Origin of the sequence: Methylomonas koyamae, assembly GCF_006483455.1 — a bacterium.
GTDB classification, from domain to species: Bacteria; Pseudomonadota; Gammaproteobacteria; order Methylococcales; family Methylomonadaceae; genus Methylomonas; species Methylomonas koyamae_B.
In genome coordinates this window covers 1-20309 of sequence record NZ_PPPU01000054.1, presented here as the reverse complement: position 1 = coordinate 20309, position 20309 = coordinate 1, and the positions used below count along the sequence as shown (strand labels likewise).

Sequence of the window (20309 nt, the reverse complement as noted above, 5' to 3'; positions counted from 1 at the left end):
TGGGAAAACCGATTTTCCACAGGAGTTATCATGAAATTTACTTTAATCCATATTTTGATTGCAAGCAGCGGTTTATTGTTGCCGCTGTCCGGTCAGGCGCAGTCGATTCGGGTCGATTACACCGGCACCGTCACCGATATCGGTAGTTTGCTGGTCGGTAACGGCGTCGCCATCGGCAGCGCGATGTCCGGCAGTTTTACCTACGATGTCGACACCGGCGTCGTCAGCGCGTTTTCCCACCGTTTCGGCAACGGTTTCACTGCATCGTTGGCAGCGCCGGTCAATTTGTGGGTACAGAACGACCAACAAAACGGTTCCGCCACTTTGCCGGCGGACGGTTTGATCGTCGGCGGCGCCAGCATTTCCAATACCGATTGGAACGGACTTGCCAATCCGGCAATGCAATTCGGCTTGCTCCAAGAGAATGCGACCGGTCAACTCTGGAACGATACGCTGCCGCCGGATTTGTCCGACTGGTCCTCGATCCCGCTGGCGGCCATCAACGGCCCCGATTGGCGCTGGCTGGACTTTAACGTCCCCAATCGGCCCAATTTCGCCGACGACCAAATCCGGTTCTCGGTCGATAGTTTTACGGTTACCGCAGTGCCATTGCCAGCAGGTATCTGGCTGTTCCTGTCCGGCGTGATGGCTACGCTGGGGATGCAAAAACGAAAAAATCTTGCATAAACATACGCATAAGAGTAATGAGGGTTTGCGGCTCGCATCAGCCGCCAGACAACCGCGCCGGGGTCCGGACGTCGACACGGCCGAAACCGGCGTGGACACTTCGATTCGGTGAAGCTAACGCTAAGCGCCCGATCGATGAAAACTAAATCTTGATTGAGGGGAGTCGCTATGGTCATTAAAACTTGGCTAGTCATTCTCGGCGGTCTGACCGCTGTCGGCCTGTTTGCTTTGATATTTTTTCTGGCAAAGAGTATGGGCATCACCTTTGGCGTTTATGCCGGTGCGATGCTGGTGTTTTACATTCTGGCGGCTAGCACCGTCTCCGCCGCGACCGGATTTTCCGAATTCATCCGCGGTATGTTGGTGGGCAGCAATGCCTCGTTAAACGGCTTGCTGATATTCGAACTGCTCAGCCAGACCGGCAATGCCGGCTTGGCGCAGGGCGTGGCGATCGGCTTGTTCGGCTTGAACCTGTTGGCGATCGTCAAATGGATTTCGCAGTTCGAGGTTTACCAGGCCTTGATCGGCTGGTCTAACTGGTTTCTGCCGATGAGTTGGCCCATCGTGCTGCTGGGCTTGCTGTTTCTGTTGTTCAGCCTGTTGCTGGCCGCCGTCACCGGTTTTCAAGTGCAGTACCTGAAACTGCAAGGTCTGCGCGTGGATTGGCCGACCGGCACAATTTTCGTCAAGGGCGGCCTGATCAGCAATCTCAACGTCTGGGATACCGCCTTCAATATGGGTAATTTCGCCTTCGTCGACATGAATTCCGGCGATTGGCACATCGAACACGAATCCGGCCATTCCCTGAATCTGGGCGCATTCGGCTTTATTTTCCATCTGCTGGGCGCGGTCGACGAATTGGTATTCCGTCAAGGCGACGCCTACTCCGAACGCCTGGCCGACAGCAATGCCGGCGGCGGCAACAACATCCCGATGTGGGCCTGAGCGAAGCGGTTCGCTTGAGTTAATCCGCAACGGCATACCGGCCGCGCCGGTATGCCGCTTCTCGCAGCTTGGGTTAAGCGCGATTTTAGGGCAGACTGTGTCATCCTTTGATACCGAATGACGCCGATGCCCGTATTCATAGCCAGCAGCCTGATCCTGACCACCCTGATCGAAACCCATAACCCGGTTTTGCCCTTGCTGAATCTGGAAGCCGTTTGGATGTCCGCAGCCGCAATCGCGGCGATATTCTTGCTGGCGGGCGGCCTGAAACGCCTCAGCAGTACCGTCTGGCAAGACGGTTTTGCCTGCGCCAGCCTATGGGCTTGGTACGGCTACTGGAAACCGCTGTTCAGCGAAGGTTCGCCGCAATTCAGCGTGTTTCCGGTCTATTTCGCTCTGCTCGCCGCCTGGATGCTGTTCGGGTTTATCAACCGCAGCCCGCGCTTCGATTGGGAATCCCAAGAAACCTTCCGCTACTTCGAGACCTACCTGTCCCGCGTCACGCCGGGTTTGATTGCCGCATTGGTACTGGTGTGTCTGGCGCTGCCGGAACATTATCTATCGTTCCCGTTGGCGATGACCTTCTTCATCATCCGGAGTGCGTTCCAGCGTTGTATCGAAATCATAGACCGCCTTTGACCGGCCTAGCCAATGGCTCGCTCCGGCCGCAGCCAAAACGTCGTCGAGATTGCCGCTTACCGTTAGAAACCGGTTACCTTTATTAAGCCATTCGGGTTACGGCTATACTTAGCAGACGAGGCCTAGCAAGCAAGACTCGGAGTAAGGCCAGCCTGGTATGGTACTCCACCGAAACGGCGGAGAGCGGGACACTCAATATTACAAAGAATCAGACTTTGGAGGGTACAACCATGCTGGTGGACGAAGGCGAGAAAATTAAGGCTTTAGTCAGAGAATTCTTTAAAAAAGGCCATAAATCCAGTAATAAGCTATACGACGTGGATCTTGCTGGCTCTGCCATTTTGGCGACTATGAGCGCCAAAGGCATGACCCGATGGCTGGAAGCCGACGAGTCTGACAAACACAGGCTTAACGGCGTCGCGTCGCACTTAGACTTGGCCGAGAAATTGGTGAAGATGACGATCGCCGACCGCTCGGGCAACTGCGGAGAAATGGCGGCATTGAGCGCTTACTACGCTAAGAAAATCTACAATATCAAGCGCGATTTACTCTACATCGGCATCGTTTACGGCAAAGGCGACCACGCTTTTTGCCTGGTTTCGCAGGAAGCGATCCCGGATACGGCGCGCAAATATGCATCGACGGCCGATTTCACCAGCCGCAAGATCGCCCAATCCTGGCTAATCATCGACCCTTGGCTAAATACCGTTTGTTACGCATCCAACTACCTGACCAAAAGCGGCGAGAAACTCGATAAATGGGCCACAGACGGCAAGCGCGTGTCATGGCATGGCGGGTCTCAAGGCCCAGGTTGGTACGTGCCTAACGGCGAATATAAGACCGAGTTCGGCAAAGCGCCGGTGTTTTTGGACGCTTTCTAGCCGGACCGCTCTAACGGCGCAATAAAGCTAACCGCAGAGCGCGAATGCTCGGACTCCGCGACTTAGCTCGGCGAGCGGCATTAACGCCATCGGCCAATCGCCTCTCCGGCGAGCCTTCCCGATCCGGTCAGATCAAGCTGCCGAATTACGCAGAAATCAACACGTCGTTGAGTTGAATCGCCGGTTCTATATCGGTGTAATTCGGCATATCGCCCTGTAGCTCGGCGGCATGCGGCATGAAAGCCGCCAAAAAATCGTCCACCGATTCGAACAGAAAATGACACATCGCGACGTAAGCCGGCTCGCTACCCGGCACCGCGCCGCTAAGCCCCCGCTCGACCGACACCCCGCGATACCCTGGGTGGGCGCTGAGGCGTGCTATCGACAGCGGCATGTGGGAATCCAGGTAATAAGCAAAATCGAAGCGGGCACCCGCCCGGTTAGGATACAGAATACTGATTTTTTTCATCTCCACCTCCTGGTTGCAACCGAAATCAAACGCTATAAAAACAGTGCCGCTCCAGCGTCGGCATAGCCAACACCGAAACCGGGCGGCTTAATCCTGGCCGGCAGACCGGGCCAGCAAGCAGTCCAGTTGGTTGGCGAAGGTTTGCACGTTGCGCGGATTTGCGACGGATACTTTTTAAATGCCGGTCCGCAAACCGGCGTGAAATTTGACTGCGCGGTAGCGACCCCATAAACCCAGGCATTTCAATCACAACATGCACCGGATTACACGATCGACGCGCTACGCTTCGTTCCGCAGCTAAGGCCCTGCAGCGAATTCGCCGGCCGCGCTATAATCCGCCGAAAACAGCCAGCAGGAGAAAATCATGGCGGAATCCGGCCCTAACGCCACCATCATTGCTACCGTAATCACCGTGATCGGCTCGGTCGCGGTCGCGGCGATCAGCAATTGGGATAAAATTTTCCCCAAACCGCAAGTCTCTCCGCCAACAGCAACAGCAGTCACGCCTGAGCCGACCGCCAATGCATCCCATCATCTCAGCAGCAACACCCAAGTTGCCCTGCCGGTGCCGGTCATCGATATCAGCGGCACTTGGTACAACCCCGCCGCACCGACCAACGGCTCGCGCATCGTCCAGCAAAATACCGGTTTTCAATTCAGCAGTTGGGGCATGCTGCCGCAAGGCATAGGCTACGAGTCCAAGGGCAGCGGGACAGTCGTCGCCCAGAACATCAGCTACAACTATTTCGCCCAATATCAAAACGGCTGGACCTCGCAGGGCAATTGCAGCGGCACCGTCAGCAGCGACGGCAACCAGATCACCGCGACCTGCAGCGACAACGTGTTGGGAACCTTCGTTTCCACCGGCATCAAGCAGTAAACTCCGACTACAGGCCGCTAAGCACCGGCAGCCGCAGCCTCAAGAAACCTCGCCGATAAATTGAGGCTTAACAGCGGCGCAAACTAGCGCTTAAGCGGCGGAAATGCCGCAGCAAGGGCATTTCCAATCGGCGTGCGCCGGCGGTTTGGGATGGACGGTATTGCGCAGTTTTTGCGTACCGCCGAAATCGTGAAAGTTGCGGCATACCTTCTCGAACGCCGCTTGTGGCGACACGGCGTAGCTGAACTTGAATTTGGGGTATTTACCGACATGCTGTTTCAACCGCACGTTGAGATCTTCTTCGGCCCGCCCGACATACTTGACGACGAATTTATGCGTGTTTTGATTTATCACTCCCAGGGCATAATTGCCTTCGGAGATTTTGGTAACCAATTCGTCGATCTTAGCCAAGCTCAGATCATAAGCGCCGTACATATCCAGTGAAGCCATAATTTACTCCGGTAAAACCCTGCGTTAAACGTCGGGCAAAATCGCCCCAATGCCCGATCATACTCCCTATTGCAGAAACATCCGGTTTTATTGGGTATCCGCCGCGATCGGCCGTAACACTTTTCGGTCGCGGCCATGATCCAAAGCTGGAGTTGCGGTCGATTGAACTAGCCCAAAACGGACAGAAACAGTCTCCCGACGGCATGGGAGAGTAACGTTGCAGGCAAAATCGAAGCCGACCCAGCTAGCACCGGAATCGAGCAGCTTAACGCTCGCCGGCAGGCCGGGCCAGCAAGCGGTCCAGTTGGTTGGCAAAGGCTTGCACGTCGCGCGCACTCAATGCCGCCGGGCCGCCGGTATCGACGCCGCTGCTGCGCAAGCCGTCCATGAAGTCGCGCATCGCCAAACGTTCGCCGATATTGTGTTCGCTGTAACGCTCACCGCGCGGATCGATAACGTGGCCACCTTTGGCGATCGCTTGCGCCGCCAGCGGAATATCGCCGGTCACGACCAAATCCCCCGCCACCATACGCTGCACGATCTCGTTATCCGCCATGTCGAAGCCGCCGGCGACGCGCAGCATACGAATATAACGCGACGGAGGGATTGGGATGCTTTGGTTCGCGACCAGCGTGGTCGTCAACTGGCAGCGCTCCGCCGCCCGAAACAGAATGTCTTTGATCGCCTTGGGGCAGGCGTCGGCGTCGATCCAGATTTGCATGAGTATGGTGTGTTTTGTTTTAGCGGTGTCGCCATCGCGACGATTGATTTACGTCGGGTCTCGGCCCGACAGCCGAGATACTTTCTTTTGCGTCGCCAAAAGAAAGTATCCAAACAAAAGGCGACCTGGCAGTCCGCCTAGCTCACTCGGCTCATCCCTGAGCCTCGCCCTTCGGATGCTTCGCATGCGAAATAGCGGGACCAACCCCGAACCGGTCCCGCAGGTAATCAGCAGCTTACCGGGCAGCAAAATAATGCTCATTGGTCTGCTTCCGGCCAGCCGGCGTTAAATCAGGCTTCACGATATCTACACAACTAATACAGTTTCTGGTTCCCAAACTCCAGTTTGGGAACTTTAGCTTGAAAGCTCCAGCTTTCGTTAATTTAATCGAGAAGCAAGTCTGGTTCCCACGCAGTGCGTGGGAACCAGAAAACCAGTCAAAAGGGCCGCAACGCGGCCACACCTTTTCGCGCGAAGCGCATACCAAATCCCCTATGCCGCGCCGAGCACCGGAGGGTTTGGGCGGATCAGCCCGACAGGGGCGCGGCAGGGATGCCGCGCGTTTTCGGAGGGCTAGGACAGCCCTTCCGAAAACCCCGCTCAAACCCTTCGGCGCGGAGGATCAAAGCGGCATCGGGGTGGCTTTTTCTTTGGATACTTTCTTTTGGCCAAACAAAAGAAAGTATCGCGGCTGCCGGTCCGCGAACCGGCGTTAAATTAAGCTTCGCGGTAGCGAAACAATATTCTTACAAGTTTTAAATTCCGCGTGGGCACAAAAATCGTGCCCACCCTACCCGGCTAAGATTTAATTCCGGCAAGAATTTTTAACTTTTCAAATGCTACAGTATTTGATAACCGACCCATCAATTGAAGACTCTGATAAATCCTTACCTTAGGATCATCAGGATCAAACACAAAAACCTCATTGTTAAATTCTGAAATAATTTTTTGCTTTTTAATTTGTCCCTCTGGCGAACCAAGATCTTCAATATCGAATATTTTTTGCTGAGATATTGAGGCCTTTGAAATTAAGTTGGCATAAAAAACTTCTAACATTCGATTTCTCGCATATGAAATCTCAACACAAGCATCAAAAAAACGATTGAATGCTGCAAAGTCATCGTATGAAAAATCTGATGCAAATAGATGCTTATATTTTGCCCAGTTATTTTCAGAGATTATATTTTTTAATGACTTATCGACAAGTCCTTTTTCAAGTATGGACAACACTACCTGCTCCGCGTGCCGGATATCCATCACAACAATAGTCGCCGCATTCTGCTTCTCTGAGCGCTTGCTCAGAAAATAAACAAGGAATGCAAATAAACCAACAATAAATGTAACTATACTATTGAGCAAATCTGGATTCATTGGATTCTAACCCTTTCAACTGTAATAGCGACATAAACTATCCAAACTTCGACTCCCTACAACGCGTAACGCGGACCTCGTAAAGGTTCCGCCAAATTGACAATATCGAATTGACGGACGACTATCTGCATCTGCACTAAATATCATCACGCCGCCTGCAACTCCCTCAACGGCAAATGCAATACCGCTAAATTCTGAATATCTGCCTTTTGGCTGGCATGCTGTACATCAATCCCCACCAACGCTCCGTTTTCATCAAAATCCAAAACCACACCATCGCTGACTTCATCCGAATTGACCGAAGGTCTATCGGCTAAATGAATATATAAAGAGTCCGTTGCTTGGTCGTAACTTAGTTTCATGGTTTAAATCTCCGGTCGGGAAAGGCGTTATGCACGGTTAATCCATCATCCAACGTAACAACTCGCAAATATTTATTCAGTTCGGCTACGAATAACCAATGACGAATTCGTCCGTCTTCTTGAATTTCGCGGCGCAAGGGTTCAGCTAATGCTGCTTGGCACCATTCGAGTTTTATGTAAGGCCTTTTCAGCAATACATCATTTCGAAAGTATTCGGTCGTCGCTAACTCGGTCATGGCTGGATTATAACGAGCCGCGTAGCGTTAACCACATTTGGACTCCCCACAATTCAAACAAGTCATACACCCATCCATCAACACCATCGCCTTGGTCGAACACTTCACACACAACACCGCTTTTTCCGGAAACGCCTGGGCATCCGACTCACCATGCGCGGCTTCAAATTCCCGGCGTTTTTCGGCCAGGAACTGTTTTTGGTGGTCGGTCATTTTTTCCGGCTTGATCATGCCGATGTGTTTCATGTGCGATTCGATCGCCGAACCGATTTCCGCCACCAAGGACGGCATGAACACGCCGCCTTTTTTGAAGTAGCCGCCGCGCGGGTCAAACACCGCTTTCATTTCTTCTACCAAAAAGGTGGCGTCGCCGCCTTTACGAAACACCGCCGAAATCACCCGGGTCAAGGCCAGCACCCATTGGAAATGCTCCATGTTTTTGGAGTTGATGAAGATTTCGTAAGGCCGGCGTTCTTCGTGGGCGGTGCCCTGGTTGAGGATCATGTCGTTGATCGTGATGTACAAGGCGTGCTCGGACTGCGGGGTTTTGATTTTGTAAGTCGAGCCCAGCAAGACTTCCGGCCGCTCGACGTTTTCGTGCATCGACTCCAACGAGGGTTTTTCGGCTTCCGCTTGTTGTACCGCTTCCGCGCTGTCTTTGCTCAGCACTTTGTAGCCGACGATTTTTTTGTTGATTTTGTGTAGGGTCATCTCGTTTACCTAAAAAGGTTGTCGACTCGCCTGTGTAACGAGCCGTGTATGTTCTTAAAAATTAGGAGGCGTTTGCCCGTTTTACCGAATCGAGGTAGAGCGTATCCGGGCAAATATCCTGCTCGTGCGGCCAGACTACCGTGCCGTCGACCACTGCGGCGCGTTTGAAATACTGCCTGTCGCTCAATTCCTTGAATACGCCGAAATCCAACAAGGGTGTGCAGTCGTAAACGCCCTGGCTACCGTCGGTGAATTCCAGCATTAACGAGTAATCGTCGCCGGCTTGTACCGATTTGACTCTCGGGTTCATGGCTTACCTCAACGGTTCGATTTTATAGGGTTGCTCGCCGGTAACAGCCAATTGCCAATCGGCCATCAGTTCGTCCTTATGCAGTTCGATCCAAGCCTGCAGCAATTTCATTTGGGCTTTGGGGATCTCGCCTTCCAGAACTTCGCCTTCGGGAATCGCGACTACGACTTCGCAGTCTTGGTATTTGGCATGGATATGCGGCAGTTTGTGCTGCTTGTTATCCAGAAAATACATGTAGACGATGATGCCGTAAAACATTGAAATCGCTGGCATGGCAATTCTCCCAAGACGAATCAAAACTTCCCGTAATAGCCTTCCTTCAACGCATCGAACAAGTTGGCCGCGGTGTGGATTTCGCCGTCGTATTCCACTTCGTCGTTGCCTTTGAATTCCACGACGTGGCCGTCTTCCAGCGTGAATTGGTAGGTGGTGTTTTCCAGATCGGACTCTTTGACCAGCACGCCCTGGAACACTTCCGGGTTGAAGCGGAAGGTGGTGCAGCCTTTCAGGCCTTGCTCATAGGCGTATTCGTAAATCGACTTGAAATCTTCGTACGGGTAGTCGGTCGGCACGTTGGCGGTTTTCGAGATCGACGAGTCGATCCAGCGTTGGGCGGAGGCCTGGATGTCGACGTGTTGTTTCGGGCTGATATCGTCGGCGGCAATGAAATAATCCGGCAGTTTTTGTTTCGGGTCGTCGCTGTAAGGCATCGCGTCCGGGTTGACCAGATGGCGGTAGGCCAGCAGTTCGAACGAGAACACGTCGATCTTTTCCTTGGACTTTTTACCCTCGCGGATCACGTTGCGCGAATAATGGTGGGCAAAGCTGGGCTCGATGCCGTTGCTGGCGTTGTTGGCCAAGGACAAGGAAATGGTGCCGGTTGGGGCGATCGAGCTGTGGTGGGTAAAGCGACAGCCGACATCGGCCAGTTCCGCCACCAACTCCGGCTCTTCCTGGGCGACTTTCTGCATGTAACGGCTGTACTTGGCGTGCAAAACCCGGCCCGGCACCTGGTCGCCGAGTTTGTAGCCGTCGGCTTTCATTTCCGGGCGTTTGTGCAGCATTTCGCCGGTCACTTCGAACATCTGCTCCATGATCGGCGCCGGGCCTTTTTCCTTGGCCAGCTCCAGGCCGGTGCGCCAGCCTTCCAAAGCCAGTTCCTTGGTGACTTGCTCGGTAAAGGCCAGCGAATCGGCATCGCCGTATTTCATGCCCAGCATGGTGATGGTCGAACCCAAGCCTAAGTAGCCCATGCCGTGGCGGCGCTTACTGGTGATTTCGTCGCGCTGTTTTTCCAGCGGCAAGCCGTTGATTTCCACCACGTTGTCCAGCATGCGGGTAAAGATGCGGATGGTCTTGCGGTAATCGTCCCAATCGAATTTAGCTTCCTTGCCGAACGGTTGGTGGACGAAGCGGGTCAGATTGATCGAACCGAGCAGGCAGGAGCCGTAAGGCGGCAACGGCTGTTCGCCGCAGGGATTGGTGGCACGGATGTGCTCGCAGAACCAGTTGTTGTTCATCTCGTTGACCTTGTCGATCAGAATGAAACCCGGTTCGGCGTAATCGTAGGTGGAGGACATGATGATGTCCCACAGGCGGCGCGCCGGCATCACTTTGGTAATGCGGCAAGCCACCAGGCCGGCGTCGTTGACCACGTAGCCTTTTTTATTGGGCAGATCGCGCCAGATGATTTTGCTGCTGTCGGTCAAGTCCAGTTGGTCGGCCTTGGCTTCCCGCTCGGTGATCGGGAACGACAACGGCCACTGACCGTTGTTTTTGACGGCTTCGACGAATTCGCTGGTAATCAATAGCGACAGGTTGAACTGGCGCAAACGGCCGTCTTCGCGCTTGGCGCGAATGAAATCAACCACGTCCGGATGGGCCACGTCGAATGTCGCCATTTGCGCACCGCGGCGGCCGCCGGCGGACGACACGGTAAAGCACATCTTGTCGTAAATATCCATGAACGACAGCGGGCCGGAGGTGTAGGCGCCGGCGCCGGAGACGTAAGCGTCGCGCGGCCGCAGAGTCGAAAACTCGTAGCCGATGCCGCAACCGGCTTTCAAGGTCAGGCCGGCTTCGTGGACTTTGCGCAAAATGTCGTCCATCGAGTCTTCGATGATGCCGGATACGGTGCAGTTGATGGTAGACGTGGCCGGTTTATGCTCCAGCGCGCCGGCATTGGAAACGATACGGCCGGCCGGAATCACGCCTTTGCGCAAGGCCCACAGAAATTCCTTGTAATGCTTTTCCTGCAAGGCTTTGGTTTTCTCCACACTGGACAAGGCCTTGGCCACCCGCTTGTAGGTATCGTCGATGGTGTCGTCGATGGCGCGGCCGTCCTTGGTCTTCAAACGGTACTTGCTGTCCCAGATGTCCAGCGAAGCGCTTTGCAGCGGAATATCGGTATCGTTTGACGTCACAACATGAAGTTTTGCGGTCATTCGTAGCTTCCCTTGTTATTTTTGAGTTGATTACGGAACGGTGTTGCCGGCTGGGCCGGTACGCCGGAATGTTCGATGCGGCAAGCGGTGCGACATAAATGATGCCCGCTCAATGCATACTGGATATAGTGCTTTGTAAAAATACTAGCACAATATATTGTGTTGACCACGGATTTTTTTACTGGTGATTCGCTACTTTCGTACTTGTTTTTTTAACTCAACGGTTTAGCGAAAACTGTTAATTCGGCAGGCTACAATTGCCGGCGGTTTGCGGCGGCGGCGGGTTAAGGCGGGGTTAATAAATCCGGCTAAAATGCGGATACCGGTGCAGTATCTCTAACGCGCCGGACAGCCACCCTGCGGCATCAGCGGCGGTGGGACAAACCTATTTTCGAAGAGGCGAACATGAACAACTTTACTAAAGCCGGCCTGCTGGCCGCTATGGCGCTTTGCCAAACCGCCTGGGCCGGGGTCGATATGCCGCGCGTCGACCGCCGCCAGGAAATCCAGGAACAACGTATCGAGCAAGGCATCGAGTCCGGCGAGTTGACCCGGCGCGAAGCCAACCGCCTGGAGCACCAACAGATGCGGATCGAACGCCAGGAAAACGCGGCTCAGGCCGACGGCGTCGTGACGCCGGCGGAGCGGGCCCGGCTGAATCACCAGCAAAACAAGGCCAGCCGCAACATCGCCCGCAAAAAACACAATCTACGCCAACCATGAGCGTTCGGAAAATCCGGCTGCGGCCGGATTTTCGCGTTAAGCGTCCCCTTTCATCAAACTCAGCAATTCGTCCGCCGAGACTTTGCCACTGACGTCGGCGCCGTCCAGCAGGCTATCGGCCAGATCGCGTTTGTGGCTATGCAAGGCGACGATTTTTTCCTCGATGGTCTGCTTGGCAATCATCCGGTAGATCGTCACCGGCCGCTGCTGGCCCATGCGGTGGGCGCGGTCGGAAGCCTGGTCTTCCACGGCCGGGTTCCACCACGGGTCCATGTGGATCACGTAGTCGGCGGCGGTCAGGTTTAACCCCACGCCGCCGGCTTTCAGACTGATCAAAAACAATTCACCGTTGCCGCGCTGAAAGGCATCCACCCGTTGCTGGCGTTCTTTGGCCGGGGTGCTGCCGTCCAGATATTGGTAAGCGATGCCGCGCTGCTCGACGTATTCCTTGATCAATTGCAGATGGTCGACGAACTGGCTGAACACCAGCGCTTTGTGCTTGTTCTCCAGCAATTCGTCGACAATATCGCCGAAGGCCGCCAATTTACTGCTGGGCAAAGCCACCCCGGAATTGACCAGGCGGGTATTGCAGCAACTGCGCCGCAGCTTGCTGATTGCGGCCAGAATCTGCAATTGTTTTTGCCCGGCCGGCGTCTCGGCAGTGGCCAAGGCTTCCAGCGTTTGCCGGCGTAGCGCTTCGTAAAACGCCATTTCTTCCGCGCTGAGTTCGACGTAAACCGGTATCTCGGTCCGCGGCGGCAATTCCTGCAACACCTGGGTTTTGGTGCGGCGCAGGATGAAAGGCTGGATCAGTTTCTTCAACCGGTAGCGGGCCTCGGGGTTGGCATCACGCTCGATCGGCCCGGCGAATTGGCGGTTGAATTGTTCCAGCGAGCCCAACAAGCCGGGGTTGATGAAACGGAACAAGTTCCACAATTCGCCCAAATGGTTTTCCAACGGGGTGCCGGTCATGATCATTTTGAAATCGGCCTGCAAATTCATCGCGCCTTGCGAGCGGCGGGTGGCGATGTTTTTGATCCATTGCGCCTCGTCCAGAATCACGGTCCGGAACCGGATCTGGGCCAGTATCTCGGCCACGGTTTCCTGCTGCAGCAAGCCGTAACTGCAAATCAGCAGATCGTAAGGCCCCAGGCTTTCTATCACACCCTGGCGGTCGCCGCCGGCCAGGATTTGCGGGTTCAAGGTCGGCGCAAAGCGGCGCGCCTCGTTTTCCCAATTCATGCAAACCGAAGTCGGCGCGACGATCAGGCTGGGCCCGTCCGGCGCCCGCGCCAACAACAAGGCCAAGCCCTGCACGGTCTTGCCCAGGCCCATGTCGTCGGCCAGACAGGCGCCGACGCCCCAATGCGCCAGCCGCGCCAGCCAGCGAAAGCCGGCGGTCTGGTAGTCGCGCAGCTCGGCCTGGAAGGTCGACGGCAGTTGCGGCTGGTAGTCGCGCGAGTCTTTCAGCCGTTGCAACTGGTTCTGCCAATGCTGGTCGGCCTGAAATCCAGCCTCGTCCTGCCAGTCTTCCAGCGTCAATGCCGCCAGCGGATTGAGCCGGACTTTCTTACCGCTCAGATCCGCGTATGCTCTAAGATCTTCCAGCCGGCGGCGGAATTCTTCGGTCAACGCAAAAAACTGGCCGTCTTTCAATTTGAGGAAGCGGCCCTGGCGCTCGTCCAACAAACCCAGCAATTGGCGGATTTCGACTACGGTATTGTCGTCGACCCGCAATTCGCCCTGGACGCTGAACCAGTCGTTATCGCGTCTGACTTGCACGCTCAACCCGGTGCCCACCGTCTGTCCGAGCAGCTTGAATTTGACGCCTTCCGGCCACTCCAGAATCGCCACCCCTTCGTTCAACCCCTGCAATTGCAGCAATAATTCCAGGCACTGTTCGACCTGCTCCAACAAATATTCGCCGGCAGCGTCTTGTTCGGCCATGCTCAGCACCGGACAAGCTTGCAACAGGTCGGCTGCGCGCCGCTTTTCCAAGGCCAAATCGCGCACGGCCTGCACCGGGCGGCCGTCCAGCTCGGCCAGCACGCTCTCGCCGCCGTGGCCCGGACGGTAGTAGGCGCCGCCGTCGGCCAAGGGCCGAATCAAAACCGCCACCCGCAAGCCTTCACCCAGCGGCAGGAGATGCACCCGCGGCGTACTGTCGGCGGCAACCTGCTCGGCGTTGGCGGAGCTGCCGCCGATATCGGAATGTACGGTCAACACGCCGGAAATCGCCGTCAGGGCCTGCAATACCCGTTCTTGCGCCGATGCCGGTGCTTCGAGGCCGTTTGGGCCAAGGACGCCATGAATTTTATGGTGCTCGGCGCTGAATTCGATCACCCGCAATCGGGTCGGGGTTTCCTTGCCGACATGAAATTTCTGCTCGTAACCGGGTTGCGGTTCCAGCGTGATCTTGATTTTGCCGCCGCCGTCCAGTTTCTTGACCCGCAACTCGGCATCGCCTTTCAAGACTTCCACTTTAGCGTCCGGCGTATCGGCCCAAAACAATAGCGGGTGGCCGATCAAGGCTTGCGGCATACCGCTGTCGAAATCGAAGAACGTGGTACCACCGTACCAGCCGCTATCCCGGTATTCCTTGATGTGGGAGCACAGTTTCAAGTCCTGTTCGGTCAAATAATCGAACTGGTCGGTTTCCTGCGCCAGCCGCTTCAAGGCCACCGCCCGGCCCTTGCTCCAACCACCCTTGGCTTGCAACTTTTGTTCGCGCGGCTCGATCCGCACCCGATGACCTTGCTCGTCGTAAGCCAACAGCCAGACCAATCGGGTCGGTTTGTCCACGGCGGGCGCACTGGCAGTTTTTTTATCGGCCACCGGGAGATTCGCCAGCGCATCCAGCGCCACTTCCCAATCGGCACGACTGGCGAACAGATCTCTCAAAGCCGGACGGCCTTGCAAAAATTCGCTATCCCATTGCTTGGAACGCGGCGGCTCGATGACTTTGAACACGGTTGCCAACTCGGCGGCCGGCCAGCGGTAGCCGTTATCCTGCAGGTGCCGGTATAGTTTCTGGGTCAGCGGATCGACTCGTTGGAAATGGTCGGCTTTGACCCAAAACTTGACCAGCAGCGACATCAGGGGCAATAGCAGCGGCGGCGTGTGTAAGGTCTCCGGTAACCCGCTGTCGCGATAACCGTCGCCGATTTTGTAGGGTGGCTCGGGCGCCAGCAATTGGCTGCGCAGCTGCAGTTCGCCTTGCAGGAAACGATTGAACAAGGCCAGATCGTGGTAAACGCCGATCCAGTAACCGTCGCCCTTGATCGCTTGGTTCAGCAGCGTACCCAGCTTGGCGCGCTGTTTGGCATCGTTGTGCTTCAGAATCGCCAATGGATAAAACACGCCGGCCAGACCGTAGAAGTAGGCGTTGCGCTGACCGGCCAGCTTGCGCTGCGCCGCCAGCGCGGCATCGTAGAGTTTGACGGCTTCGGCATAGTCGCCGCGCAGAAAAGCCAACGCCGCGGCCAGCGCCTGCAATTCGGGATCGGCGGCGCCGCAAGTCCGAGTCGCCACCGTTTCCCAGTCGCCGCGCAGCAATTGCAACTCCAGACCGATCCGATTCAGAAACCCGAGGCCTTCGCCGTTATCGGCGAACATCAAACTCGCCAGCAATTCGTCGAGTTTCGGATCGGCATAAAGGTACAGCAGCTGATGCATTCCGGCGTAAGCGGCCAAGCCGACCAACAATTGCGGATGGTTTTTGCTGAACCAGGCGCTATCCAGCGGATTCAAAAACCAGGACAGATACAACTCATTGGCCGGCGGCAACTTGCCCAGATAGCGCTCGCCGCTTTCCAGGCATTCGTCAACCTTGCGATAGTCGCCGCGGTAAAACTGCAACCGGGCATCGCGGATACAATCCTCGACGCTGCCGTAACGGTAGTAGCCAATACCGGGCGGATTGGCCGCCAACACGGCCGACGCATAGCGTTTGAATTCGCCGGCATCGACCATTTGCCTGGCGATGACTTCCACCAAGGTCCGGCAACAACGGCTACCGCCGGATTTGGCGTTTTCGTCGATCAGCCCCAATTTCAATAGCGGCTTCAGGCGGCTTTTGACGACATCGGACTTCAATGCTTTACCGGCTTCCTTGATGCCCAAGGCGGCCAAACATTTGGCCAGATTGGTCGGTGAACTGTAACCGTAATACAGGGCCAGCAGCTTCATGACGGTCTGCTGGTCGGCGGTCAGCGATTGGTAAGCTTTGAGGCGCTCTACTAAACGTGCGGATTGCATGATGCGACGGAAAACAAAAACTAACGATGGTAACAGCTTGCCGCCGCGGGATGAAGCCGGGATAACGCGCAGGACAAAAAAAAGCCCGCTTAGCGGGCTTTCTCTGGTAAGTGCCGGACTGCTCGGCCTAGAGCTTGGCCAGTACTCTGGCCACGGTTTCGCCCATCGCGGCCGGCGTCGGCGCGATGGTGACGCCGAGTTCTTGCAACATTTCGACTTTTTCCGCCGCCGATTCGCCGGACGCCGAAATGATCGCGCCGGCATGACCCATGCGCCGGCCTTTGGGCGCGGTCAAACCGGCAATGTAGGCTACCACCGGTTTGCTCATATTTTCCTTGGCAAACACGCCGGCTTCGACTTCCTGCGGTCCGCCGATCTCGCCGATCATCATGACCACTTTGGTTTCCGGGTCCTGCTCGAAACGCTCGAAAATGTCGCGATGCGAGCTGCCGTTGATCGGGTCGCCGCCGATACCGACCGAGGTCGACACGCCGATGCCCAGCCGCTTCATTTGGTCGGCAGCCTCGTAACCCAAGGTACCGGACCGGCCGACGATGCCGACGTTGCCCGGCATGTAGATGTGGCCCGGCATAATGCCCAGCATCGACTTGCCGGGGCTGATGGTGCCGGCGCAGTTAGGACCGGTCAGCACCATGCGCTTTTCTTTCGGAAACCGGCTCAGGAAGATTTTGACTTTCATCATATCCTGGGTCGGGATGCCGTCGGTGATCGCGACGCAGTATTTAATCCCGGCTTCGGCCGCTTCCATGATCGAATCGGCCGCGTAAGCCGGCGGCACGAAGACGATGCTGGCTTCGGCGCCGGCTTGGTCGACGGCTTCCTTGACGGTATTGAATACCGGCCGGTCCAGATGTTTCTGGCCGCCTTTGCCGGGGGTAATGCCGCCGACCACGTTGGAACCGTAGTTGATCATGTCCTGAGCGTGAAAGGTACCGATCTTGCCGGTAAAGCCCTGGACGATGATACGAGTGGATTTATCGATAAAAATTGCCATGTTGTTTCCTTATCCTAGGGCCGCGACGACTTGGTTACGGGCTGCAACCGCCTTCTCGGCGGCTTCCGCCAAAGTGTCGGCAGTGATGATCGGTAAGCCGCTGTCTTCGATGATTTTACGGCCCAACTCGACGTTGGTACCGGACAGGCGTACCACCAGCGGCACTTTCATATCGATGTTTTTCACGGCCTGCACCACCCCTTCGGCAATCCAGTCGCAACGGTTGATACCGGCGAAGATGTTGACCAGCATGGCTTTAACGTTTTTGTCTTGCAATACCATGCGGAAGGCTTTTTCGGTCCGTTCCGCCGAAGCGCCGCCGCCGACGTCCAAAAAGTTGGCCGGCTCGCCGCCCGCCAGCTTGATCATGTCCATCGTCGCCATCGCCAGGCCCGCACCGTTGATCATGCAGCCGATGTCGCCGTCCAGGCCGACATAGCTCAAACCGCGGTCGGCCGCGGCCATTTCCCGCGGGTCTTCCTGAGTCTTGTCGCGCAATTCGGAAATTTTTTGGCGGCGGAACAAGGCGTTGTCGTCGAAGCCCATTTTCGCGTCCAGGGCGATGATGTCGCCGTGTCCGGTCACGACCAGCGGATTGATCTCGACCATGTTGGCGTCCAGGTCGCGCATGGCGCGGTAGCAGCCTTGAATCAGTTTAACCGCGTGCGGCACCTGGTCGGCGTCCAGGCCCAGCGCGAACGCCATTTCCCGCGCCTGAAAATCCTGCAAGCCGACCGCCGGCTCGATGTGGATTTTTTTGATCGCATCGGGGTTGGTCTCGGCCAGTTCTTCGATTTCCATACCGCCTTGCGCCGAGCCGACCATGACGATTTTTTCGTGAGCGCGGTCGATCAGCAAGCTGAAATACAACTCTTTGGCGATGTCGGTGCCGGCTTCGACGTACAGGCGCAAACATTGTTTGCCGGCCGGCCCGGTTTGGTGAGTGACTAGGCGTTTACCCAACAAGGCATTGGCGGCGTCGCTGACTTCCTCGTGGGTTTTGCAGACCTTGATGCCGCCGGCTTTGCCGCGGGCGCCGGAATGAATCTGGGCCTTGACCACCCAGACATGGCCGCCGATTTCGCGTGCGCGTTGCACGGCGTCCTCCGGGCTGTAGGCCAAGCCGCCGTCGGCGATCTTTACACCGTATTCGGACAGCAATTGTTTTGCTTGGTACTCATGAATGTCCATGGGTTCTCTCGTGGAATTGGAAAATGTAGGTTGGGTTTACCCTTCGGGCATAAAAGCGAAGCGTAACCCAACATTAAAAGCCGTCGTGTTGGGTTACGCCTATCGGCTAACCCAACCTACATGTTTTTTTATTGGCTTTTCGCGGCGATCGCCTCGGCCATGCGCACGATGTTGTTGGCCATGCGCTCGGAGGCGGCGTCGATCAGGCGACCGTCCAGTGCGGCGGCGCCTTTGCCTTGGGCGGCGGCTTCCTTTAAAGCTTCCAGAATGCGTTTGGCTTTTTCGACTTCGGCCGGCGGCGGGGTGAAGACTTCATTGGCCAAGGCAATTTGCGACGGGTGAATCGCCCATTTGCCTTCGCAGCCCAGCGCGGCGGCACGGCGGGCACCGGCTTTGTAACCTTCCGGGTCTTTGATATCGCCGAACGGGCCGTCGATCGGCCGCAAACCGTAAGCACGGCATGCCACCGTCATCCGGCTGATCGCGAAATGCCATTGGTCGCCCGGGTAATCCGGATTCAAACCGCCGATGTTGACGGTGCGAGCCCGGTTGCTGGCGGCATAATCGGCCACACCGAAATGCAAGGCCTCCAGCCGACCGCCGATCGAGCCCTGTTTGGCGATGTCTTCGACGTTGGCCATGCCCAATGCGGTTTCGATCAAGGCTTCGATGCCTATCTTGTTTTTCAGCCCTTGCTGCATTTCCAATTGATTCAGCATCGCTTCGACCATGTAGACATCGCCGTAAACGCCGACTTTCGGGACCAGCAAGGTTTTGATCTTGCTACCGGCCTGTTCGACCAGATCGACCACGTCGCGCACCATATATTGGGTATCGAGGCCGTTGATCCGCACCGACAGCGTGATGCCGTGGCCTTCCCAGTCCAGATCGTTGATGGCCTGGATCACGTTTTTGCGCGCCTGCAATTTGTCGTCCGGCGCTACCGCGTCTTCCAGATCCAAAAAGATGTAGTCCACACCGCTTTTCAGGGCTTTTTCGAACATATCCGGATTGGAACCCGGCACAGCCAGTTCGCAACGTTGTACACGTTGAACATTGGCTTGGTAAAGAGTGTGGCTCATGAATGCTTTTCCTAAGGGTCTGAGAGTGTACGGCCGAATCAGCCGGGACAAGTTGGCTAAAAATAGCCGGTCATTTTACTTTCGGGACCGTTAATGTCAATGTTTCCGGGCGCTTACGCGGCCATGAAAACTCAGTCCTGGCTTTAGAAGCCTAATCATGAAACGGATTTTGTCTCAATTTAACGTCGTAATCTAACGACAAACTGACTGGACGTATTTGGATTTCTGCGGAGGGCGCATGGAAAGTTGTTTTGCAGGAATAAGATAGTTTTGAACAATCAAGAAACATCACAAGTGTACAGGCCGCACATTCTGTCGGCCGCAGAAGAAAAATCGGGAATCCGCAACAATGGCCAACGCAAAATAAGGAAGGCCGCGGAACCAGGAATTTAACGAGTCTTGGCCTGTTCCGCCAACTTAGCCTTACCGATTTGCAACATTTTTTCCTTATACTCAGGCAACATCGCTTTAAATTCGTTTTGAACCGCGTTCCGTTCCTGCTGATTGCCAAGGCTATTATCGAATCGCTCGATATCACGTTGAGCCGAATTCTCAATTGATTTGGCCTCCTCGGACAAGACCCTCAATTCACTTCGACTCGGTATGTCGGTCGGCTGTGTCGACGGCGACGGGGGGAGGAGCGGTCTTTCGCCCGAACCATCGCCTGAACCCGCGTTTTTCAGTTGAGCTGTTTCGTTAGCTTTCTCAGACCGGGCTTTTTCAGACGTAACAGCCCCCTCTTCGCCGGAACAGCCAACCAAGGTTGCGGAACTTCCACCCAATACCGCCACAATGGCTAAGCTCTTGACCAGTTGCATAATCGGCGAATAACTTCCCCGCCGCAGCCGGATCGAATGACCAGCGAGCTCCCGAAACATATTTACACTCCGTTCTGGTTGCATCTTATTGCACCCCCGTCGTAAATGTCCAATAGG

General features: G+C 55.7%; 20 protein-coding genes. 6 read left to right on the top strand and 14 right to left on the bottom strand.

Translation table 11 applies throughout. The features are described 5' to 3' along the window. Nucleotides 1–30 precede the first annotated feature (30 nt). The 4 genes from C2U68_RS19645 to C2U68_RS19630 all read left to right on the top strand — a co-directional run bounded on the left by C2U68_RS19645 (nucleotide 31) and on the right by C2U68_RS19630 (nucleotide 3152). Nucleotides 31–687 (top strand): hypothetical protein, encoded by a 657-nt coding sequence (locus tag C2U68_RS19645; protein ID WP_140914172.1) that lies wholly within the window; start codon nucleotides 31–33, stop codon nucleotides 685–687. Nucleotides 688–855: 168 nt separating this feature from the next. Then, a complete protein-coding gene (locus C2U68_RS19640) occupies nucleotides 856–1632 on the top strand; it encodes a hypothetical protein (protein WP_140914171.1) in 777 nt (258 codons plus the stop codon). A 126-nt stretch (nucleotides 1633–1758) separates the two neighbouring features. Then, on the top strand, nucleotides 1759–2271 hold the full coding sequence (locus tag C2U68_RS19635; RefSeq protein ID WP_140914170.1) for a hypothetical protein: 513 nt from the start codon (nucleotides 1759–1761) through the stop codon (nucleotides 2269–2271). A gap of 230 nt (nucleotides 2272–2501) precedes the next feature. Next, nucleotides 2502–3152 (top strand): hypothetical protein, encoded by a 651-nt coding sequence (locus C2U68_RS19630; RefSeq protein WP_140914169.1) that lies wholly within the window; start codon nucleotides 2502–2504, stop codon nucleotides 3150–3152. A gap of 145 nt (nucleotides 3153–3297) precedes the next feature. On the opposite strand, the gene C2U68_RS19625 is transcribed toward C2U68_RS19630, so the two are convergent. Further along, the gene (locus C2U68_RS19625) at nucleotides 3298–3621 is read right to left on the bottom strand and encodes an EthD family reductase (protein WP_140914168.1); all 324 of its coding nucleotides are present in this window, start codon (nucleotides 3619–3621) and stop codon (nucleotides 3298–3300) included. A gap of 364 nt (nucleotides 3622–3985) precedes the next feature. Between C2U68_RS19625 and C2U68_RS19620 the strand changes: the two genes are divergently transcribed. Continuing rightward, nucleotides 3986–4501, top strand: a complete 516-nt coding sequence (locus C2U68_RS19620) for a hypothetical protein (RefSeq protein WP_140914167.1) — start codon at nucleotides 3986–3988, stop codon at nucleotides 4499–4501. A gap of 90 nt (nucleotides 4502–4591) precedes the next feature. Here the strand turns inward: C2U68_RS19620 and C2U68_RS19615 are convergent, their stop codons facing one another. From C2U68_RS19615 to C2U68_RS19570, 8 genes are all read right to left on the bottom strand, one after another. Then, nucleotides 4592–4951 (bottom strand): hypothetical protein, encoded by a 360-nt coding sequence (locus C2U68_RS19615; protein ID WP_140914166.1) that lies wholly within the window; start codon nucleotides 4949–4951, stop codon nucleotides 4592–4594. Nucleotides 4952–5216: 265 nt separating this feature from the next. After that, nucleotides 5217–5672, bottom strand: coding sequence for a YaiI/YqxD family protein (locus C2U68_RS19610; protein WP_140914165.1), 456 nt, complete (start codon nucleotides 5670–5672; stop codon nucleotides 5217–5219). Nucleotides 5673–6470: 798 nt separating this feature from the next. Beyond that, a complete protein-coding gene (locus C2U68_RS19600; protein WP_140914164.1) occupies nucleotides 6471–7043 on the bottom strand; it encodes a hypothetical protein in 573 nt (190 codons plus the stop codon). Nucleotides 7044–7189: 146 nt separating this feature from the next. Then, the gene (locus C2U68_RS19595; RefSeq protein ID WP_140914163.1) at nucleotides 7190–7405 is read right to left on the bottom strand and encodes a DUF2283 domain-containing protein; all 216 of its coding nucleotides are present in this window, start codon (nucleotides 7403–7405) and stop codon (nucleotides 7190–7192) included. A gap of 263 nt (nucleotides 7406–7668) precedes the next feature. Further along, nucleotides 7669–8352, bottom strand: a complete 684-nt coding sequence (locus C2U68_RS19585; RefSeq protein ID WP_140914161.1) for an NrdJb — start codon at nucleotides 8350–8352, stop codon at nucleotides 7669–7671. Between the two features lie 61 nt (nucleotides 8353–8413). Beyond that, on the bottom strand, nucleotides 8414–8662 hold the full coding sequence (locus C2U68_RS19580) for a DUF2442 domain-containing protein (RefSeq protein ID WP_140914160.1): 249 nt from the start codon (nucleotides 8660–8662) through the stop codon (nucleotides 8414–8416). 3 nt (nucleotides 8663–8665) lie between these two features. Further along, nucleotides 8666–8935 carry a DUF4160 domain-containing protein gene (locus C2U68_RS19575; protein ID WP_140914159.1) on the bottom strand — a complete coding sequence of 90 codons (270 nt, stop codon included), beginning with the start codon at nucleotides 8933–8935 and terminating at the stop codon, nucleotides 8666–8668. A gap of 20 nt (nucleotides 8936–8955) precedes the next feature. Further along, nucleotides 8956–11106, bottom strand: coding sequence for an adenosylcobalamin-dependent ribonucleoside-diphosphate reductase (locus C2U68_RS19570; protein WP_140914158.1), 2151 nt, complete (start codon nucleotides 11104–11106; stop codon nucleotides 8956–8958). Between the two features lie 405 nt (nucleotides 11107–11511). Between C2U68_RS19570 and C2U68_RS19565 the strand changes: the two genes are divergently transcribed. Further along, nucleotides 11512–11829: a hypothetical protein gene (locus C2U68_RS19565; protein ID WP_140914157.1), complete on the top strand. Its 318-nt coding sequence runs from the start codon at nucleotides 11512–11514 to the stop codon at nucleotides 11827–11829. 36 nt (nucleotides 11830–11865) lie between these two features. Here C2U68_RS19565 and C2U68_RS19560 read toward each other — a convergent pair whose 3' ends face one another. The 5 genes from C2U68_RS19560 to C2U68_RS19540 form a co-directional block, all read right to left on the bottom strand. Then, nucleotides 11866–16086 carry a DEAD/DEAH box helicase gene (locus tag C2U68_RS19560; protein WP_140914156.1) on the bottom strand — a complete coding sequence of 1407 codons (4221 nt, stop codon included), beginning with the start codon at nucleotides 16084–16086 and terminating at the stop codon, nucleotides 11866–11868. A 127-nt stretch (nucleotides 16087–16213) separates the two neighbouring features. Beyond that, entirely contained in the window at nucleotides 16214–17101 is an 888-nt protein-coding gene (gene sucD, locus C2U68_RS19555; protein ID WP_140914155.1) for a succinate--CoA ligase subunit alpha, read from the bottom strand. Between the two features lie 9 nt (nucleotides 17102–17110). Beyond that, nucleotides 17111–18292, bottom strand: a complete 1182-nt coding sequence (locus C2U68_RS19550) for a malate--CoA ligase subunit beta (protein ID WP_140914154.1) — start codon at nucleotides 18290–18292, stop codon at nucleotides 17111–17113. 128 nt (nucleotides 18293–18420) lie between these two features. After that, a complete protein-coding gene (locus C2U68_RS19545) occupies nucleotides 18421–19374 on the bottom strand; it encodes an HpcH/HpaI aldolase/citrate lyase family protein (protein WP_140914153.1) in 954 nt (317 codons plus the stop codon). Between the two features lie 389 nt (nucleotides 19375–19763). Continuing rightward, nucleotides 19764–20309, bottom strand: a 546-nt coding sequence (locus C2U68_RS19540) for a hypothetical protein (protein ID WP_222101940.1), incomplete at its 5' end; no start/stop codon positions are given.

Excerpts from the sequence above, each read along its gene's own strand:
- C2U68_RS19595 (WP_140914163.1), bottom strand. The coding sequence starts at position 7,405 with ATGAAACTAAGTTACGACCAAGCAACGGACTCTTTATATATTCATTTA.
- C2U68_RS19575 (WP_140914159.1), bottom strand. The coding sequence starts at position 8,935 with ATGCCAGCGATTTCAATGTTTTACGGCATCATCGTCTACATGTATTTT.
- C2U68_RS19640 (WP_140914171.1), top strand. The coding sequence starts at position 856 with ATGGTCATTAAAACTTGGCTAGTCATTCTCGGCGGTCTGACCGCTGTC.
- C2U68_RS19610 (WP_140914165.1), bottom strand. The coding sequence starts at position 5,672 with ATGCAAATCTGGATCGACGCCGACGCCTGCCCCAAGGCGATCAAAGAC.
- C2U68_RS19625 (WP_140914168.1), bottom strand. The coding sequence starts at position 3,621 with ATGAAAAAAATCAGTATTCTGTATCCTAACCGGGCGGGTGCCCGCTTC.
- C2U68_RS19600 (WP_140914164.1), bottom strand. The coding sequence starts at position 7,043 with ATGAATCCAGATTTGCTCAATAGTATAGTTACATTTATTGTTGGTTTA.
- C2U68_RS19580 (WP_140914160.1), bottom strand. The coding sequence starts at position 8,662 with ATGAACCCGAGAGTCAAATCGGTACAAGCCGGCGACGATTACTCGTTA.
- C2U68_RS19545 (WP_140914153.1), bottom strand. The coding sequence starts at position 19,374 with ATGAGCCACACTCTTTACCAAGCCAATGTTCAACGTGTACAACGTTGC.
- C2U68_RS19630 (WP_140914169.1), top strand. The coding sequence starts at position 2,502 with ATGCTGGTGGACGAAGGCGAGAAAATTAAGGCTTTAGTCAGAGAATTC.
- C2U68_RS19645 (WP_140914172.1), top strand. The coding sequence starts at position 31 with ATGAAATTTACTTTAATCCATATTTTGATTGCAAGCAGCGGTTTATTG.
- C2U68_RS19550 (WP_140914154.1), bottom strand. The coding sequence starts at position 18,292 with ATGGACATTCATGAGTACCAAGCAAAACAATTGCTGTCCGAATACGGT.
- C2U68_RS19635 (WP_140914170.1), top strand. The coding sequence starts at position 1,759 with ATGCCCGTATTCATAGCCAGCAGCCTGATCCTGACCACCCTGATCGAA.
- C2U68_RS19565 (WP_140914157.1), top strand. The coding sequence starts at position 11,512 with ATGAACAACTTTACTAAAGCCGGCCTGCTGGCCGCTATGGCGCTTTGC.
- sucD (WP_140914155.1), bottom strand. The coding sequence starts at position 17,101 with ATGGCAATTTTTATCGATAAATCCACTCGTATCATCGTCCAGGGCTTT.
- C2U68_RS19560 (WP_140914156.1), bottom strand. The coding sequence starts at position 16,086 with ATGCAATCCGCACGTTTAGTAGAGCGCCTCAAAGCTTACCAATCGCTG.
- C2U68_RS19570 (WP_140914158.1), bottom strand. The coding sequence starts at position 11,106 with ATGACCGCAAAACTTCATGTTGTGACGTCAAACGATACCGATATTCCG.
- C2U68_RS19620 (WP_140914167.1), top strand. The coding sequence starts at position 3,986 with ATGGCGGAATCCGGCCCTAACGCCACCATCATTGCTACCGTAATCACC.
- C2U68_RS19615 (WP_140914166.1), bottom strand. The coding sequence starts at position 4,951 with ATGGCTTCACTGGATATGTACGGCGCTTATGATCTGAGCTTGGCTAAG.
- C2U68_RS19585 (WP_140914161.1), bottom strand. The coding sequence starts at position 8,352 with ATGACCCTACACAAAATCAACAAAAAAATCGTCGGCTACAAAGTGCTG.